Source organism: Bradyrhizobium sp. USDA 4504 (assembly GCF_054063995.1).
Genome location: NZ_JBSSGV010000001.1, coordinates 1,064,375 through 1,082,628 on the forward strand (window position 1 = coordinate 1,064,375; position 18,254 = coordinate 1,082,628).

Sequence of the window (18,254 nt, forward strand, 5' to 3'; positions counted from 1 at the left end):
TGGTCGCAGATGGCCTGATTTGTCAATATATCGGAATAAATTTGCAAATCGTGTCGATATCGGTTTATCTGCCGGGAATAAGGACAAGGAACCGCTGGAGCGAGGCGACTCCCGATGACGATGACCGAGCAAGCCCGAGACGCAAAGCCCGCCGCGATCGACAAGGAGAGGCTGCGCCTGAAGTATCAGGAGGAGCGCAACAAGCGGCTGCGTCCCGACGGCAATGACCAGTATCTCCAGATCAAGGGCCAGCTCGCGCATTATCTCGACGATCCCTACACGCCGGTCGTTGAGCGCGCGCCGAAGACCGATCACGTCACCTTCGCCTTTATCGGCGGCGGCTTCGCCGGGCTCGCCACCGCGGCGCGGCTGACCGAGGCCGGGATCAAGGACGTCCGCATTGTCGAGAAGGGCGGCGATTTCGGCGGCACCTGGTACTGGAACCGATATCCCGGCGCGCAATGCGATACGGCGTCGATGGTCTACATGCCGCTGCTGGAAGAGACCGGCCACATGCCGTCCGAGAAATACGCGCATGCGCCCGAGATCCTCGCGCATTGCCAGCGGATCGGCAGGCAATTCAGTCTCTACGACAACGCGCTGTTCCACACCGAGGTCACGAGCCTCGATTGGGACGCCGCGCAATCGCGCTGGATCATCCGCACCACGCGGGGCGACGCGTTTACCGCGCAATATGTCGGCATCGGCACAGGCCCGCTGCACGTGCCGAAACTGCCCGGCATACCCGGCATCGAGCGCTTCAAGGGCCACTCGTTCCACACCAGCCGCTGGGATTACGACTACACCGGCGGTGACCCCAAGGGCGCGCTGATGGAGAAGCTGGCCGACAAGCGCGTCGGCATCATCGGCACCGGCGCGACCTCGGTGCAATGCATTCCGCACCTCGCGCGCGCCTGCAAGGAGCTCTACGTATTCCAGCGTACGCCATCGTCGGTCGATGTGCGCGGCAACGAGCCGATCGATCCCGACTGGTTTGCCGAGATCGCGACGCCGGGCTGGCAACAGCGCTGGCTGGAGAATTTCACCGCCAACCAGGCCGGCGGATCGGCCGAGGAGGATCTGGTGCAGGACGGCTGGACCGACCTGTCGAAGCGGATCCGCGCCAAGATCATGCTGCTGCCGCGCGAGCAGCGAAGCGTGGAAAACATGCGGGCCGCGTTCGAGGATTCCGACTTCGAGAAGATGGAGGAAATCCGCAACCGGGTCGACACCATCGTCCGCGACGTCGACACCGCCAGGAATCTCAAGGCCTGGTACGGCCAGCTCTGCAAGCGGCCATGCTTCCACGACGCCTATCTGCAGGCGTTCAATACGCCGGGCACCCATCTGGTCGATACCGACGGCAAGGGCGTCGAGGAGATCACCGAGAACGGAATCGTCGTTGCGGGCAAGGAGTATCAGCTCGACTGCATCATCTATGCGTCCGGCTTTGAGGTCGGTACCGAGTACAAGCGGCGCGCGGGCTTCGATCTGACCGGCCGCGACGGCATCAAGCTATCGGAGCACTGGGCCGAGGGCATGCGTACCAAGCACGGCATCCACGTGCACGGCTTCCCCAACGTGTTCTTCGTGCAGCCGACCCAGGGCGCCAATCTGATCTCCAACGTGCCACACAATCTGACCGAAGCGGCGCGCACCATCGCGCTGATGGTCGGCCACGCGCAGGACAACGGCTTCATGGAAATCGAGGTCAGCAAGGAAGCCGAGGATCGCTGGGTCGAACTGCTGCTGACTGGCGTCGGCCGGATGATCGGCGGGCCGGATTGCACGCCCGGTTACTACAACAATGAGGGCCGTGAGCCCGGTCCCGCGGCCAAGCTCAGTGTCGGCCATCCCTCGGGCGCGCTGGCCTACTTCAAATATATCGACGGCTGGCGCCGTAGCGGCCAGTTCGAGGGCGTGCAATTCCGCTGAGGGAAGCGCGATCGGAACCGATTTCCGCCAATCGAGGGAGTGCTTGAGTATGGCCCAGACAACCGCAAGCGAAACGTCGCACGAAAGTCCGAAGGCGGCATCCGCGCCGGTCATCGCGCAGCACGCGGCGACGCTGAAGGCGCTGCCGTTCGCCGACACCAGGGACTTCGACGACGCCGCGCGCGGCTTTCTCGGCACCATCGAGAACGCACGCGTCACCTCGGCCCAGGGCAGGGTGGTCTGGAGTCTCGAGCCCTACGGATTCCTGTCCGAGGAGAAAGCGCCCGCGACCGTCGATCCGAGCCTGTGGCGGCAGTCGCGGCTCAACATGCATCACGGCCTGTTCGAGGTGGTGCCGGGTGTCTACCAGGTGCGTGGCCTCGACATCGCCAACATGACCCTGATCGAGGGCGACACGGGCGTCATCGTGGTCGACACGCTGACCTCGATCGAGGGCGCGCGCGCCGCGATGGAATTGTACTTCCGGCACCGCGGCAAGCGGCCGGTCGCCGCCGTCATCTTCACCCACACCCACACCGACCATTGGGGCGGCGCCCGCGGTGTGCTCGACGACGCTATGCTGGCGGCGGGCGTGCCGATCATCGCGCCGAACCTCTTCATGGAGCATGCGGTCTCCGAGAACATCATCGCGGGGCCGGCGATGCTGCGCCGTGCGCAATACCAGTTCGGGCCGTTCCTCGCCAAGGGCGTGCGCGGCCATGTCGACTGCGGCCTCGGCAAGACTATGGCCGCGGGCGGCGTGGCGCTGCTGCGGCCGACCGATTTGATCATCGCGACCGGCGACAAGCGCGTGATCGACGGCGTCGAGTTCGAATTCCAGATGGCGCCGAACAGCGAGGCGCCGGCGGAGATGCATTTCTTCATCCCGCGCTACAAGCTCCTGAATCTTGCGGAGAACTGCACGCACAATTTCCACAATCTGCTGCCGTTCCGCGGCGCGGATGTGCGCGATGCGCTGGCCTGGTCGAAATATCTCGGCGAGGCGTTGCAGATGTGGGGCGGCAAGGCGGAAGCGATGTGCGGCCAGCACCACTGGCCGGTGTGGGGGCAGGCGCGGATCGACAGCGTGATCCGCGAGCAGCGCGACCTCTACAAATACGCGCACGACCAGACCATCCGTCTGATGAACCATGGGCTCAATGCAGCCGAGATCGCCGAGACGATCCGCCTGCCGCAGAGCCTGGAGGGCGCCTGGCACGGCCGCGGCTATTACGGCCACATCAGGCACAATGTGAAGGCGATCTACCAGAAATATCTCGGCTGGTACGATGCCAATCCGGTCAACCTCGATCCGCTGCCGCCGGTCGAGGCCGGCAAGAAATATGTGGAGTATATGGGCGGCGCCGACGCGATCCTGAAACGCGCCGCGGCGGATTTTGCCAAGGGCGAATTCCGTTTCGTGGCGCAGGCCGTCAGCCATCTCGTGTTCGCCGAGCCTGATAATCAGGCCGCGCGCTCGCTCCTCGCCGACACGTTCGAGCAGCTCGGCTATGCCGCGGAAAGCTCGACCTGGCGCAACGCCTATCTGTTCGGTGCGCAGGAGCTGCGGCAGGGCATGCCGAAGACGCCGCCGCGCTCGCCGATGCCGCGCGAGACGCTGGCTGCGCTGCGCACCGAGCAGCTTTGGGACGTGCTCGGCATCCGCCTCAACGGCCCCAAGGCCGAAGGCAAGCGCATCGTGCTGAACTGGAGCTTTACCGATACCGGCGAGACCTTCGTGCTCAATCTCGAGAATTCAGCCCTGACCTACGTTAGGGGTGCGCAGGCGGCCGATGCGCAGGCGAGCTTCACGCTGGCGCGCAGCGTGCTAGACGAGGTCATCGCCAAGCTGACCACTTTCCCGGACGCCGTCGATGCCGGCAGGATCAAGACATCCGGCGAGCTGCAGCGGCTCGATGAATTGATGGCGCTGATGGACGAATTCCCGCGGATGTTCGAGATCGTCGAGCCGAAGCGGACGGCGGTGACGTGACGAAGTCATTCCGGGGCGATGCGAAGCATCGAACCCGGAATCTCGAGATTCCGGGTCTGGTCCTTCGGACCATCCCGGAATGACGTGGCACTTAACTTACGCACTGAGTTGGCAAGTATCTCAAATCCCGAGATACGCCGCCTGCACCTGCTTGTTGCCCGCGAGCTCGGCGCTGCTGCCTTGCATGATCACATTGCCGCTTTCCAGCACGTAGGCCCGCTGCACCAGCGACAGCGCGCGGCTGACATTCTGCTCGACCAGCAGGATCGCGGTGCCCATCTTGTGGATCTCGCCGATCTTCTCGAAGGTGACGTCGGTCATCACAGGCGCGAGGCCCAGCGAGGGCTCGTCCAGCATCAACAGGCGCGGCTTCAGCATCAGGCCGCGGCCGACCGCGAGCATCTGCTGCTCGCCGCCGCTCATGGTGCCGGCGAACTGTCTCCTGCGGTCGGCGAGCCGCGGGAAGATACTGTAAACGAGCTCCATCGTGCGCGCGCGATCCGCCTTGGCCTTCGGCGTGTAGGCGCCGATCTCGAGATTCTCCTGCACCGTCATTTCCGGGAACACCTGGCGGCCTTCCGGCACATGCGCGATGCCGAGCTCGGGGATCCGGTAGGGCGGCAGCGTGGCGAGGTCGACGCCGTCGAACGTGACCTTGCCGCCGAACAGCTTGACGAGGCCGGAGACGGCGCGCAGCGTCGTGCTCTTGCCGGCACCGTTGGCACCTAACAGGCCGACGGCTTCGCCCTCGCCAATGGAGATGCTGACATCGGTGATGGCAGGGACCGAGCCGTAGCTGGCGCTGACGCGCGAGAGCTCAAGCATGGGCGTCTCCCTGCGCCGGCGGATGCACATAGGAGCCGAGATAGGCGCGGATCACTTCCGGATTCTCCACGATCTCCTTCGGCGCGCCCTCGGCGATCTTCTGGCCGTGGTCGAGCACCACGATGTGGCGAGCCACCGCCATGATCGCGCGCATCACATGCTCGACGATCACGATGGTGAGGCCGCTGGCGGAGAGCTTCTTCACCAGCGCCACCGCCTGGTCGATCTCGGCCGGGTTGAGTCCGGCCATCACCTCGTCGAGCAGCAGGATCTTTGGCTGCGTTGCCAGCGCGCGGGCCATTTCCAGCCGGCGCTGGTCGATGGTGGTGAGGTCCTTGGCCGGGGTCTGCTCTTTGACGGAAAGGCCGACGAACTCGATCGCCTCGAGCGCCTTGTTGCGCGCGGCCGCGATATGCCGGTCGCGCAGGAACGCGCCGGTCATCACATTGGCGAGCACGGTCATCGCGCCGAACGGCTTTGCCACCTGGAAGGTGCGGGCAAGGCCCAGCGCGCAGACATCATGCGGCTTGAGCCCCACGATCTCGTGACCGAAGGCGAGCACCGAGCCGGAATCCGGCCGATGAAATCCCGTGATCAAATGAAAGCTCGTGGTCTTGCCGGCGCCGTTTGGCCCGATCAGCGCGACCGTCTCGTTCTCCTGCACCGTGAAGCTGACGTCCTGCACGGCGCGCAGGCCGCCAAAGCGCTTGCTGAGACCCTTGATGACGAGTGCTTCTGCCATCGCGACGACCTCAGGCGCGCGCCGGCTTGCGCCGGGCGGTGCGGTGATAGATGTCGGTCGCGAACCCGATCAGTCCGGTCGGCCGCCACAGGATGACAGCCATCAGGATCAGGCTGTAGACCGTGAGCTGGATGCCGCCGACCGAGCTGCCGAGCCAGCTTTGCAGCAGCGCCGACGTGGTCTCCAGCAGCACGGTGCCGATCACCGGTCCCCACAGCGTGCCGATGCCGCCGACGATCGACACCAGCGCCGCCTCGATCGAGACGTTGAAGCTGAACGCGGTCGCGGGATCGATGAAGTAGATGTATTGCGTGTAGAAGGTGCCGGCGAGCGCGGTCAGGAACGCGCTGATCATGTAGATGTCGCGCTTGACCTTCGGCGCGTTGACACCGACCGCCTCGGCGGCGTCCTCATCCTCGCCGATCGCGACGAGATAGTAGCCGATCCAGGATTTCTCGATTCTGTGGGTGATCCACAGCCCGACCACGAGCAGGCCGAGCACGACGTAATAGTACGACGACTTTTCCTCGAACTGCATCATCAACGGCGCACTGCCGAGATTCGGGATCGTGGTGCCTTCGGCGCCCCAGGCGAAGTCGCGGAACTTGAGGAAGATCAGCATCAGCACCTGGGCGGTCGCGATGGTGGCGATGGTGAAATAGGGGCCGCGCAGGCGGAAGCAGAGCCAGCCGATCGGCAGGCTTGCGAGCATCGCGACCACGCCGCCCGCGATCATCCCGATCCAGGGCGAGATGCCGTAGTTCACCTGCATGATGGTGGAGGTGTAGGCGCCGAGCCCGAAATAGGCGGCGTGGCCGAGCGACAGCTGCTTGGCGTAGCCGCCCATCAGGTTCCAGGCGACGCCGATGAAGGAGAACAGCAGGATGCGGATGAAGATGTCGATCGCGAACGATGAGGTGACGAGCTGGGGCAAGGCGAGCATGACGACCGCCCCGATCGCGAGCCACAGCCATTTGAAGTTGCTGGACGTCTGCATCACCGGCCCCTCCTGGCGCCGAGCCCGCTTGGCCTGAACGCGAGCGTCAGCAGCAGCAGCGCGAACACCACGATCAAGCCGGAATCGGCGCCGACGAACTGGATGCCGAGCGATTCCGCGACGCCCATCATCAGGCTTGCGATCAGCGCGCCCATCACATTGCCGAGCGTGCCCATCACGACCGCGACGAACGCCATCAGCACGAACACCTGGCCGACGAATGGATAGGCTGAATAGAACGGCATCAGCAGCGAGCCGGCGGCGCCCGCGAGCGCCAGCGCGGTGCCGAACGCGACCGCGAACACGCGGTTCGGATTGATCCCCATCAGCATCGCGACGTCGCGGTTCTGCGATGCGGCGCGCATCGCGCGGCCGAGATCGGTGGTGTGCAGGAATACCCACAGCAGCCCGCTCAGCGCCATCGCGACCGCGAAGGCGATCAGTTTCGCCACCGGGATGTACAGCCCGCCGATATGCCACGCCGCATCCGAATAGGACGTGTGGACTGTGCGGTAATTGGCGCTGAACAACATCAGCGAGAGATTGAGCAGCAACAGCGACAGCGCGAAGGTCAGGAAGATCTGCGGCATGTCGTTCGGCCCCAGCACCCTGCGGATCAGGAAATGCTGGATCAGGACGCCGGCGAGGAACAGCACCGGCATCGAGACCACGAGCGAGACCAGTGGATCGATGCCGAACTGGGTGGCGAGGAAGAACGAGATATACATCCCGATCATCACGAACTCGCCCTGGGCGAAGTTGACGATCTTGACCACGCCGAAGATCAGCGTGACGCCGATGCTGACAAGCGCGTAGATGCCGCCGATGAGCAGGCCGTTGATCACGGCCTGGGCCAGTGTCTCCCACATGCGATGCGACCGCGGTTCAGGTCTTCATCAGCGGGGCGCGGGCGTCTTCCTTCGGGAAGACGCTGACGAGATCGGTGTTTTGCCACTGCACGCCGACCGGGCGGCCGTAGACGTTCTTGCCGTCCGGCCCGAACTTCACCTTGCCGCCCGGCGCCATCGCAGCAAAGCCCGAGGAAACATCGAGCGTCGAGAGCGCCTCGCGCACCTTCTTGGGATCGGCGGAGGCGGCGCGCTCCAGCGCGTCGGCCAGCATGAAGGTCTGCGCGACCAGGCCGCCGGCATATTCGAACGCGAACTCGCCGGTGCGCTTCTTGAATTCGGCATTCACCTTCTGCGCGTCGTCGCTGACGTCGTGGTTCCAGTGCGCAACGCCCTGCAGGCCCTCGGCGGCATTGCCGACATTCTTGTAGAAGTCCGGCATCACGAAGCCGCCGGAGCCGCCGTTGATCGCGATGTTGAGCCCGACCTGCTTCACGGTGCGCACGATCAGGATGAGGTCGTTGAGATAGGACAGTGAGAACAGCGTGTTGGCGCCGGAGGCCTTGACCTTGTTGATCAGCGGGCTCGCATCGGTGAAGCCGGCCGAGTAGGGCTCGAACATCACGATCTCGACGCCTTCGCCCGGCGCCAGCTCCTTCAGCCCGTTCGAGGTCGAGGTGCCGAACGCGGTGTTCTCGAAAATGACGGCGACCTTGGCCTGCTCGCTGACCAGCTTGGCCATCTGCAGCTGCGCCTTGGCAAACTGCGAAGCGCGCGCGAACGGCGTGAAGGTGTAGGTGCGTCCCTTGTTGAGCTGATCGGAGCTCGATCCGGTGATGATCGGGACCTTCGCCCGTTCGCAGACTTCGCTCGCGATCAAGGTCAGCGCGCTGGCATAGCAGCCGTGGATCGCCGACAGCTTGTTGCCCGTGATCAGGCGGTCGGTCTCGGTGCGCGTCACCGTGGTGTCGCTCTGCACGTCCGAGACGATGAGGTTGAGCTTGGCGCCGCCGAGCGACTTGATGCCGCCGGCCTCGTTGACCATGTCGACCGCGAGCTTGGCCGCAGCCACGCAGCCGACGCCGATCTGCGCCATGCTGCCGGTGGTCGGATAGAGCGCGCCGATGTTGATCGGATCGGCCGCCCAGCCGCGCAGCGGAACGGCGCCGAACGCGCCTGCCGCCAGCACGCCGCCGGTCTTGGCGAGGAATTTGCGGCGGTTCAGCTTGTTTTGTGAGGCTCTGGTCGGTGCGGCATTATTAATGGCCGACGGCTTGCGGTCCCCTGTCATGGCGTTCCCCCCTGCGCGATCACGGCACGGTTGCTCCGTCCGCTCGCTTATTATTTTTTGCTCAAGCGCGGCGCATAAGAGCACGTAATTCGGCATTCGCAAAGGCGATATCAGCCGAACTGATGGGGAAACCTGTCATCGCTGGTGCGTCGCAGCAATCGTGCGACGCGCGCATGCGGAGTGTTTTGCTGCGTGAGAGTTGCCGCCGCGCACGACGGTATTATTGACAATCGAACGACCCGACGGACCGGCACGGATGGTGCCGGCCGGCCCGCCGGATCATTCGATCGGCCGCTGCAACTGCTACTCTGCGCTGGCCACCAGCTTGAAGCGCGGCTCGGCTTCCATCAGGCCGCGGAAGGCGGCGAGATAGTCGAGCGCCATGCGCCGCGCGGTGAAGCGGGTCTCGAACTGCTTGCGGATCGCGTCGCGATTGAGCGTTCCTAGGCGGCCGACGGAGGAGATTGCACTGATCTCGTCCTCGACGATGAAGCCGGTCAGGCCATCCTCGATGATCTCCGGCACCGAGCCGCGGTTATAGGCGATGACGGGCGTGCCGCAGGCCATCGCTTCGATCATCACGAGGCCGAACGGCTCCGGCCAGTCGATCGGAACCAGGAGCCCGATCGCGCCGCTGAGAAAATCCGGCTTCTCGCGGTCGCTGATTTCGCCGATGAACTCGACCAACGGGTTGCTGGTGATCAGCGGCTTGATCAACTCATCGTAATATTCCTGGTCGGCACGATCGACCTTGGCCGCGATCCTCAGCGGAATGCCGCAGCGGGTTGCGATCTTGATCGCGCGATCGACGCCTTTCTCCGGCGCGATGCGCCCGAGTACCGCGAGATAGGACGGCTTCGCCGGTTGCGGCGTCAGCAGATTCTCCGGTAGGCCGTGATGGATGGTGCGCACCCAATGCGCCTGCGGCACCGGCCGCCGCTGCGCGTTGGAAATCGAGATCACCGGAATCTTCGAGAAGGTGTTGAAGACCGGCTGATGCTCCGGCAGGTCGAGCCGTCCGTGCAAGGTGGTGACGAACGGCGTCGGCTGCCGCGCGAACAGCGACCACGGATAATAGTCGAGATGGCAGTGCAGGAAGTCGAACTCCTCGTCGTCGGCCTTCTGCCGCACGCGTTCCAGCATCACCATGTGGAGCGCATTGGGATCGCGGACCGAGCCGTCGAGCCGCAGTGCCTTCGGCCAGGTCGCATCGAGCTTCGCGGAGGTTTGAGAATCGCCACTGGCGAACAACGTCACGTCATGTCCAAGTGTTACAAGTTCTTCGGTCAGCCAGTGCACGACCCGTTCGGTGCCGCCGTAGAGCTTGGGGGGAACAGCCTCCGTCAGCGGGGCAACCTGCGCGATGCGCATCTCTCCGTCTCCTGTTTGTAATGTGGAATGAACTACCCTCAGCCCTCAGATGGCGCCGACATGCCAAAGACGGGAACGTTCTCGCACGTGCGAGGTTCCTTAGATGTGGGAGATCTGCCGCTTCTTTCTTCCATCACACTGTGGTCTTGCTGATGCCATCACGCTCCAACACGGTTTTGCCTATGCCAGCGTTGCAAAATTGTTGCGCAGTGATGGCTGCATCAAGGAATCCCACCGCCGCCCTTCACGTCATCGTGCGCGAGAGCTTCGACTAGAATTTTCTCGTTCACCTTCAACAGCTTTGCAGGACGTCATGGACCATCTGTCAGGATACGCGCATCGTCCGTTTCCCTTTGTGTTGCGCTATCTGCGCCGGCGTCTGCCGTCGCATGTTGTGATTTTGTCAGCCGTTGTTGCGGCGGTTGCCTGCTCGGTAGGCACGCAATACGGCGTGAAGAATCTGGTCGATGCGCTGTCGGCAGGGCCGTCGGCCGCGAACGGCGTATGGCTGGCATTCGCTCTGCTCATGTCACTGATTGCAGCCGACAACTTCCTGTGGCGGATCGCGAGCTGGACCGCGAGCTACACCTTTGTCAGCGTCACCGGCGATCTTCGCCGCGACATGTTCCGCCATCTCACCGGCCACGCGCCGAGCTATTTCACGGACCGGCTGCCGGGCATGCTGACCAGCCGGATCACGGCGACCTCGAACGCGGTGTTCACCGTCGAGAATATGTTCGTATGGAACGTGTTGCCGCCCTGCATCGCGACCTTCGCGGCGATCGCCCTGGTTGGAACAGTCAGCGTGACAATGTCAGCAGTGCTGATCCTGATCGCCGGAACCATGGTGGTGGCCATGTTCCGCATCGCCGCCGCCGGCCGGCCGCTGCATGACGATTTCGCCAACAGGGCGGCCGCCGTGGACGGCGAAATGGTCGACGTCATCAACAACCTGCCGCTGGTACGCGCGTTCTGCGGCCTCGGCTATGAGCACGAACGCTTCGATGCGACCGTCAATCGGGAACTCGTCGCGCGCGGCCGTTCCCTGCGCTACCTTGAGAAGCTTCGTCTCATTCACGCCGGCGTGACCGTCATCCTGACCATCGCGATGCTGGCCTGGGCGCTCAGTCTCTGGCAGCAGGGCGCGGCGACCACCGGCGATGTCGTGCTGGTCTGCACGCTCGGCATCTCGATCCTCAGCGCCACCCGCGATCTCGCGGTCGCGCTGGTCGACGTCACCCAGCATGTCGCGCGGCTGACTGAGGCGCTGGCGACGCTGCTGCAGCCGCACGAGCTGAAGGACCATCCGGAGGCCGAGGCGCTGGTGAAGAGCGGCGCGGCAATCGCCTTCAACAATGTCTCGTTCCGCTATCCCGGCGGCCTGCAGGTGTTCGAGCGCTTCAGCCTGCGCATCCAGCCCGGCCAGCGGGTCGGCCTGGTCGGCCACTCCGGCGGAGGCAAGTCAACACTGTTTACCCTTCTGCAGCGCTTCTACGACGTCGAGCAGGGCAACATCACCGTCGACGGCCAGGACATCTCGCGCGTCACGCAGCAAAGCCTGCGCGCCGCAATCTCGGTGGTGCCGCAGGATATCTCGCTGTTCCACCGTTCGATCCTGGAGAACATCCGCTACGGCCGGCCGGACGCCACCGACGACGAGGTGCTGCGGGCGGCGATCGCGGCGCGCTGCGACTTCATCGAAACTTTGCCCGAGGGCATGAACACCATCGTCGGCGATCGCGGCGTCAAGGTCTCCGGCGGCCAGCGCCAGCGCATCGCGATCGCGCGCGCCTTCCTGAAGGATGCGCCGATCCTGCTGCTCGACGAGGCCACCGCGGCGCTCGATGCCGATTCCGAGGAGGCGATCCGCGAGGCGTTGTCGCGGCTGATGCGCGGGCGTACCGTGGTCGCGATCGCGCACCGCCTCGCGACGCTGCGCAGCTTCGACCGCGTGCTTGTGCTGCAGGGCGGCCGGATCGTCGAGGACGGTCCGCCCGATATCCTCGTGAAGGGAAGGGGCCCCTACCGCGACCTGGTCGCGCGTGAAATGGGCCGCCTTTCCACCAGCGCGGCCTGACCCCGCGTCGTCAAGTGCGTTTGTGCGTTCCGGTGCGTTCGTTCGAACCAGGATACGGGCCAAGCAAAGTCGCCAGAGGTTCAGATGGCAGCTGACGTCGTTACGCAGATCATCACCGCTCGCATCACGGAGCACGTCGCCGAATCGCCGTTCTACATTCCGATGACCGGGCCCGCGGCGCGGCCGCGGCGCTCGCTCAAGCATGACGACACCTTCATCGTGCTCGACAGCCATGGCGACATCGGCGCCTCGGCCGGCGGGCCGGACGGCCTGTTCAACGCCGACACCCGCTACCTGGCGCGGCTGGAAATGGTGCTGGAGGACGTGCAGCCGCTCCTGCTCGGCTCCAACATGCGCGACGACAATTCGGCGCTGACGGTCGACCTTACCAATTCCGACGTCTATCGCGACGACCGCCTCACGCTGCCGAAGGACACGCTGCATATCGTGCGCTCGATCTTTCTGTGGCGCGGCACGGCCTATCAGCGCATCGGCCTGCAGAATCACGGCGATCATGCCGCGAGCTTCGATCTCACGCTGCTGTTCGACAATGACTTTGCCGATCTGTTCGAGGTGCGCGGCGAGCGCCGGGCGCGGCGGGGCATCGGTTCGAGCAAGCTGCTCGGCCCGACCGACGTGGTGCTGGAATATTGCGGCCTCGACGAGCAGACGCGGATCACCGCGCTGCATTTCGATCCGCGGCCGACGCGGCTGTCGGTCAACGCGGCGACCTATCATTTCGATCTCGAGCCCGGGCAGGTCACGTCGCTGTTCGTCGCGGTCTCCTGCAACAAGCCGATCATGCAGAAGCCGGTGCCGTTCTTCCGCGGGCTGCTGGCGCACCGCCGCGAGATGCGGACCTCGTCGGCCGGCGCAGCCAGCATCGAAACCTCGAACAACATCTTCAACGAGGTGCTGTGCCAGGCGATGGCCGACCTCAACATGCTGATGACGGAGACGCCGCAGGGCCGTTACCCCTATGCCGGCATTCCCTGGTATTCGACGACGTTTGGCCGAGACGGACTGATCACCGCGTTGCAGATGCTGTGGGTCGATCCACGGATCGCCAAGGGCGTGCTGAAGCGGCTCGCGCTGTTCCAGGCCAAGGCGGTCGATCCGCTGGCCGATGCCGCGCCAGGCAAGATCCTGCACGAGATGCGCGGCGGCGAGATGGCCGCGCTTCGTGAGGTGCCGTTCGCGCATTATTATGGCAGCGTCGATTCGACTCCGCTGTTCGTGCTGCTCGCCGGGCTCTATCTGGAGCGCACCGGCGATTTGGAGACGCTGCGCGAGCTGTGGCCCGCGGTCGAGGCCGGCTTGCAATGGATCGACGGCCCGGGCGATCCCGACGGTGACGGCTTCGTCGAATATCAGCGCGCCACCGAGGAGGGGCTGCGCAATCAAGGCTGGAAGGATTCGTTCGACGCCATCTTCCACGCCGACGGAACGCTTGCCGAGGGCAATATCGCGCTCGCGGAAGTGCAGGGCTACGTATTTGCCGGCAAGCAGCTTGCCGCGCGCGCGGCGCGCAAGCTCGGCTTTGCCGACAAGGCTGCGAAGCTGGAAGCCGAGGCCGAGCGGCTGCGCGAGCGGTTCGAGGAAGCATTTTGGTGCGAGGAGCTCGGCACCTATGCGGTCGCGCTCGACGGCGCCAAGCAGCCGTGCAAGGTGCGCACGTCGAATGCCGGCCAGACATTGTTTTCCGGCATGGTGCGGGAAGACCGCGCGCGACGGGTCGCCGCCGACCTGATGAGCCAGAAGTTCTTTTCGGGCTGGGGCATCCGCACCGTCGCCGCGGGCGAAGTGCGCTACAACCCGATGTCCTATCACGACGGCTCGATCTGGCCGCATGACAATGCGCTGATCGCGCTCGGATTTGCCCGCTACGGCCTCAAGCATTCGGTCGCGCATCTGTTCAAGGGCCTGTTCGACGCCGCGAGCTATATGGAACTGCGGCGGCTGCCGGAATTGTTCTGCGGCTTCCGCCGCGAGCGCCGGCGCGGCCCGGTGCTCTATCCCGTGGCCTGTGCACCGCAGGCCTGGGCGAGCGCGACGCCGTTCACGCTGCTGGAGGCGGCGCTCGGCCTCGAGTTCGACACCGCGCGCGGCGAGATTCGCTTGCGCGATCCGCGGCTGCCGGAGTTCCTCAACGACGTGGTGCTGCGCGACCTCAGGCTCGGCGCTTCCAGTGTCGATCTGAGGCTGCGCCGCCATGACGACGAGGTGTCGCTCGAAGTGTTGCGAACGCGCGGCCAGATCCAGGTGTCTATCGTGCTGACGCATTGAGCGTCGTCGCGCGGCATGCGCGCGCCGGGAAATCGCGGGGAGAGTAACATGCGTCCGAGGATGATGATGATGCTGGTCGCAGCGGCGCTGCTGGCATGCGCGGGTGTCCGGGCCGCCGACGACGAAGCGCCGGCGCCTGCACCATCGCCGCCGGCAGCCCAGGCGCCGCCAGCAGCCTCTGCGATGCCGAAGGAGCAGGCGAAGGAGCCCTCAAAGGAATCGTCCAAGGAATCGTCCAAGGAATCGTCCAAGGAACCGTCGCCGCCGCCGTCGGTGACCGTGATCGGCGCGCGCGATGCGCACGGCATTCTCGGGCGCGACGTTCGCAGTTCCGCCAATGAGAACATGGGCCGTATCGTCGACGTCATTGTCGACCGCGACGGCAAGGTCCGCGCCGCAGTGATCGATTTCGGCGGCTTCCTCGGCGTCGGCAGCCGCAAGATCGTGGTCGATTGGAACGCGCTGCGTTTCGCCGGTGTTTCCAGCAAGAGCGACAGCATCACGCTGGACCTCAACAAGCAGCAGGTGAGCGCTGCGCCCGAGTACAAGGAAGATACGCCGCTGATCGTGCTGGGCGCGGCGGGAAGCCTGCATCCATGGGATTACGAACATTAGGGGGGTAGAGCTGGTCGCGCGTCCGAACTCTTCTTTAGAGACGGTTGGCGACGATCGTGGCGAGCGATCAGCCGGCAGCACCAGCGTTGTGTCAATTGTCCCCGATCAGCCCACCCCGGAGGAACCGCGCGGGCCGTCGCGGGAAAGCCAGCGCGGGCTCGACTGGTTCATCTTCTTTCTGGCCGACGTGCAGACCGGCTTCGGCCCGTTCGTCGCGGTCTATCTGACGACGCAGAAATGGACCCAGGTCGAGATCGGCTTCGTGCTCTCGATCGGCGGCATCATCGGCCTATTGGGCCAGATGCCCGGCGGAGCGATCGTCGATGCGGCGCGCTCGGAGCGGGTCGTTGCGGGCTGCGCGGTGGCCGCGATCGGCGCCAGCGCGCTGGCCTATGCGCTCTGGCCGATCTTTCCCGTGGTGACGCTCGCCGCGACGCTGCACGCGCTAGCAAGCTGCGTGCTCGGTCCAGCGATCGCCGCGATCAGCCTCGGTCTGGTAGGGCCGCTTGCGATCGGCGAGCGGCTCGGCCGCAACGCGCGCTTTGCCTCGCTCGGCAGCGGCTCGGCCGCGGCACTGATGGGCGCCTGCGGTTATCTGCTGTCGAGCCGCTCGGTGTTCCTCGTCACCTTCATCCTGGCGATCCCGACGCTGTTGTCGCTGGCCCGGATCCGCGAGCGCGAGATCGACATCGCGCAGGCCCATGGCGAGGTGAAACGGGAAGTCCCCGACAAGCGCGCCACCAGCGTGTTCGCGCTGGTGCGGCAGCGGCCGCTCCTGATCTTTGCCGGCGCGATGATGCTGTTCCAGCTCGCCAATGCCGCGATGCTGCCCTTGATGGCGGGCGTGGTGACGACACGGTCGAGCCAATGGGCGCCGGTCCTGATCGCGGCCTGCATCATTGTGCCGCAGGCGATCGTCGCTTTGTCCTCGCCCTCGGTCGGCCGCATAGCCCAGATCCGGGGCCGGCGGCCGCTGCTCCTGATCGCATTCGTCGCGCTGGCGGTCCGCGGCCTTTTGTTTGCAACCGTGCGCGATCCCTACCTGCTGGTCATCGTGCAGATTTTCGACGGCATCACCGCGGCGATCTTCAGCGTGATGGTGCCGCTGATCGTGGCCGACATCGCCTTCGGCAGCGGCCATTTCAATCTGGCGCAGGGCATTGTCGGCACCGCGGTCGGCATTGGCGCGTCGCTCAGCACGGTGCTGGCCGGCTATGTCAGCGACAAGCTCGGCAGCAGCACGGCCTTCATGGGCCTCGCCGGGATCGCCGCATTCGGGCTGTTCGTGATCTGGCTGGTGATGCCGGAGACGCGGCGGACGGCATGATGGCAGGGCGCAACCGCGGCACCATTGGCCGCCACCGACCAGACTGGGATACGGCTACCGGTCGGTTTTGCTGCGCGGCACCCTTTCTCCTGCATGTGCCGTCATATATGAGTGAATACATAAGTGATTTGCTGCTGGAACGAGTCCGATGGTCCCCAGGAGCGAGTTCGCGCGTTGGACCGTGGCGGCGATTAATCAATCCAAAATCGCGGTCTGGTACGGGGTTGACGGAGCGCGGGCAGGCATTTCGACCGAGGAGCGGCATGGTACATCGAACGACGACGGCGCAAACCACCGGAGCGATGCGGCGTTGGGGCCAACCCGCCTTTGTGACTTTCGCAGCGATGGTCACACTTGCGTCACTGACCGGTGGCGTCGCGGCGAAAGAGCAGCGTCCCGCGGCAGCCGTCGAGGCGACCGCGCCGCGCACCGCTGGCGAGCCGATCATGGCGATCGTGTCGATCAAGGCCCAGAAGGTGACGCTCTACGACGCCGAGGGCTGGATCTACCGTGCGCCGGTCTCGAGCGGCGTCAAGGGACGCGAGACGCCGGCCGGCGTCTTTGCGCTGATCGAGAAGGACAAGGACCACCACTCGACCCTGTATGACGATGCCTGGATGCCCAACATGCAGCGCATCACCTGGAACGGCATCGCGCTGCATGGCGGGCCGCTGCCGGGATATGCGGCCTCGCACGGCTGCGTCCGGATGCCCTACGATTTTGCCGAGAAGCTGTTCGACAAGACCCGGATCGGGATGCGGGTGATCATCGCGCCGAACGACCCGGCCCCGGTCGATTTCACCCATCCGGCGCTGTTCGTGCCGAACGCGCAAGCCATTGCGGCAGCTCCGGCGCGCGCCGAGAAGCTCAGCCGCGAGGCCGCGGATGCCGCCAAGGCAGCCGACGAGGCGAAGAAGGCTTCGATAGCCGCGACCAAGGAGGCCGCACTGTTCACACCGGCGTCGCTGCGCAAATTGCAACAGATCAAGACCCGTGCCGATGCTGCGGTTGCGTTGGCCGACAAGACGCTCGCCGCGGCCAAGACCGACCAGGCCAAGGCGCGCGCCGAGGATCTGAAGCAGAAGGCGGTGGCCAAGGCCGCGGAAGCGACCACGCAGTTCGAGGCCGCCCAGGGCGACGCCAAGCCGAAGCTCGACGCCGCAGCCGCCGCCAAGGACGCCACCAAGGCGGCCGAGACCAGGAAAGCCGATACCCAGAAGGCGGCGACCGAGGCGAAGCTCGCGCTGGAGCCGGTGTCCGTCTACATCAGCCGCGCGACGCAGAAGCTTTACGTTCGGCGCAACACCCACAAGCCGTGGGCTGATGGCGGCGAAGTGTTCGACTCGAGCATCGAGGTTTCAGTCACGATTCGCGATCCGGACAAACCGATCGGCACGCACATCTACACGGCGATGGCACGCAACGACGCGGGCGGTCTGCGCTGGACCGAGGTGTCGATCGACGACGGCGACAGCGCCAGGAACGCGCTCGACCGCATCACCATCCCGCAGGATGTGCTGGATCGCATCGCGCCGACCGCCGTTGCGCGCTCTTCGATCATCATCTCGGACGAGCCATTGAGCGCCGAGACCAACTATCGCACCGAATTCGTCGCCGTTCTGAGCAACCAGCCTCAGGGCGGTTTCATCACGCGCAAGCCGACCCGGCCCATGATGACCGACGACATGGTTGCGAGCAGAGACGACGACGGTTTCGGCTTCTTCTATCAGCGCAGCTGGAATCCCCAATCGGGCACCCAATACGGTACTCCGTATGGCAGTCCCCAATACAGCAATCCTCAGTACGGCAATCCCCAGATTTACGGTAATCCGCAAGCGGCCAATCCGCGCCGGCGCGGCGGCCAGTACTTCTGGCAATCGCAACAGGACTGGTAGCGGGGCGTCGAGGACGCAGGCCGCAACGAGCGGCCGGGGCGTGAGATCAGCA

Annotated in this window: 13 protein-coding genes; 7 read left to right on the top strand and 6 right to left on the bottom strand. The window is 65.0% G+C overall.

The window, feature by feature from the left end:
- Positions 1–114 precede the first annotated feature (114 nt).
- Both ACVMB1_RS04575 and ACVMB1_RS04580 read left to right on the top strand, forming a co-directional pair.
- Positions 115–1,935 carry a flavin-containing monooxygenase gene (locus ACVMB1_RS04575; RefSeq protein ID WP_083714980.1) on the top strand — a complete coding sequence of 607 codons (1,821 nt, stop codon included), beginning with the start codon at positions 115–117 and terminating at the stop codon, positions 1,933–1,935.
- 49 nt (positions 1,936–1,984) lie between these two features.
- Positions 1,985–3,928, top strand: a complete 1,944-nt coding sequence (locus tag ACVMB1_RS04580) for an alkyl/aryl-sulfatase (protein ID WP_076827053.1) — start codon at positions 1,985–1,987, stop codon at positions 3,926–3,928.
- A 120-nt stretch (positions 3,929–4,048) separates the two neighbouring features.
- Here the strand turns inward: ACVMB1_RS04580 and ACVMB1_RS04585 are convergent, their stop codons facing one another.
- The 6 genes from ACVMB1_RS04585 to ACVMB1_RS04610 form a co-directional block, all read right to left on the bottom strand.
- Entirely contained in the window at positions 4,049–4,753 is a 705-nt protein-coding gene (locus tag ACVMB1_RS04585; RefSeq protein ID WP_206601509.1) for an ABC transporter ATP-binding protein, read from the bottom strand.
- On the bottom strand, positions 4,746–5,495 hold the full coding sequence (locus tag ACVMB1_RS04590) for an ABC transporter ATP-binding protein (protein WP_076827049.1): 750 nt from the start codon (positions 5,493–5,495) through the stop codon (positions 4,746–4,748). Before ACVMB1_RS04590 ends, ACVMB1_RS04585 begins: the two co-directional genes overlap by 8 nt.
- 10 nt (positions 5,496–5,505) lie before the next feature.
- Entirely contained in the window at positions 5,506–6,492 is a 987-nt protein-coding gene (locus tag ACVMB1_RS04595) for a branched-chain amino acid ABC transporter permease (protein ID WP_076827047.1), read from the bottom strand.
- Complete coding sequence (locus tag ACVMB1_RS04600) at positions 6,492–7,361, bottom strand: branched-chain amino acid ABC transporter permease (protein ID WP_028334343.1); 870 nt, start codon at positions 7,359–7,361, stop codon at positions 6,492–6,494. The genes ACVMB1_RS04595 and ACVMB1_RS04600 overlap by 1 nt, the downstream gene beginning before the upstream one ends.
- Positions 7,362–7,377: 16 nt before the next feature.
- On the bottom strand, positions 7,378–8,631 hold the full coding sequence (locus ACVMB1_RS04605) for an ABC transporter substrate-binding protein (RefSeq protein WP_057017536.1): 1,254 nt from the start codon (positions 8,629–8,631) through the stop codon (positions 7,378–7,380).
- 303 nt (positions 8,632–8,934) lie between these two features.
- Positions 8,935–10,002 carry a glycosyltransferase family 4 protein gene (locus ACVMB1_RS04610; protein ID WP_057017535.1) on the bottom strand — a complete coding sequence of 356 codons (1,068 nt, stop codon included), beginning with the start codon at positions 10,000–10,002 and terminating at the stop codon, positions 8,935–8,937.
- 313 nt (positions 10,003–10,315) lie between these two features.
- Between ACVMB1_RS04610 and ACVMB1_RS04615 the strand changes: the two genes are divergently transcribed.
- The 5 genes from ACVMB1_RS04615 (at position 10,316) to ACVMB1_RS04635 (ending at position 18,202) form a co-directional block, all read left to right on the top strand.
- Positions 10,316–12,079, top strand: coding sequence for an ABC transporter ATP-binding protein (locus ACVMB1_RS04615; RefSeq protein ID WP_076827043.1), 1,764 nt, complete (start codon positions 10,316–10,318; stop codon positions 12,077–12,079).
- 84 nt (positions 12,080–12,163) lie between these two features.
- A complete protein-coding gene (locus ACVMB1_RS04620) occupies positions 12,164–14,365 on the top strand; it encodes an amylo-alpha-1,6-glucosidase (protein ID WP_076827041.1) in 2,202 nt (733 codons plus the stop codon).
- A 60-nt stretch (positions 14,366–14,425) separates the two neighbouring features.
- Complete coding sequence (locus ACVMB1_RS04625) at positions 14,426–14,980, top strand: PRC-barrel domain-containing protein (RefSeq protein WP_456815232.1); 555 nt, start codon at positions 14,426–14,428, stop codon at positions 14,978–14,980.
- An 88-nt stretch (positions 14,981–15,068) separates the two neighbouring features.
- Complete coding sequence (locus ACVMB1_RS04630) at positions 15,069–16,307, top strand: MFS transporter (protein ID WP_076827037.1); 1,239 nt, start codon at positions 15,069–15,071, stop codon at positions 16,305–16,307.
- A 263-nt stretch (positions 16,308–16,570) separates the two neighbouring features.
- Positions 16,571–18,202, top strand: coding sequence for a L,D-transpeptidase family protein (locus ACVMB1_RS04635; RefSeq protein WP_456848302.1), 1,632 nt, complete (start codon positions 16,571–16,573; stop codon positions 18,200–18,202).
- Positions 18,203–18,254 lie beyond the last annotated feature (52 nt).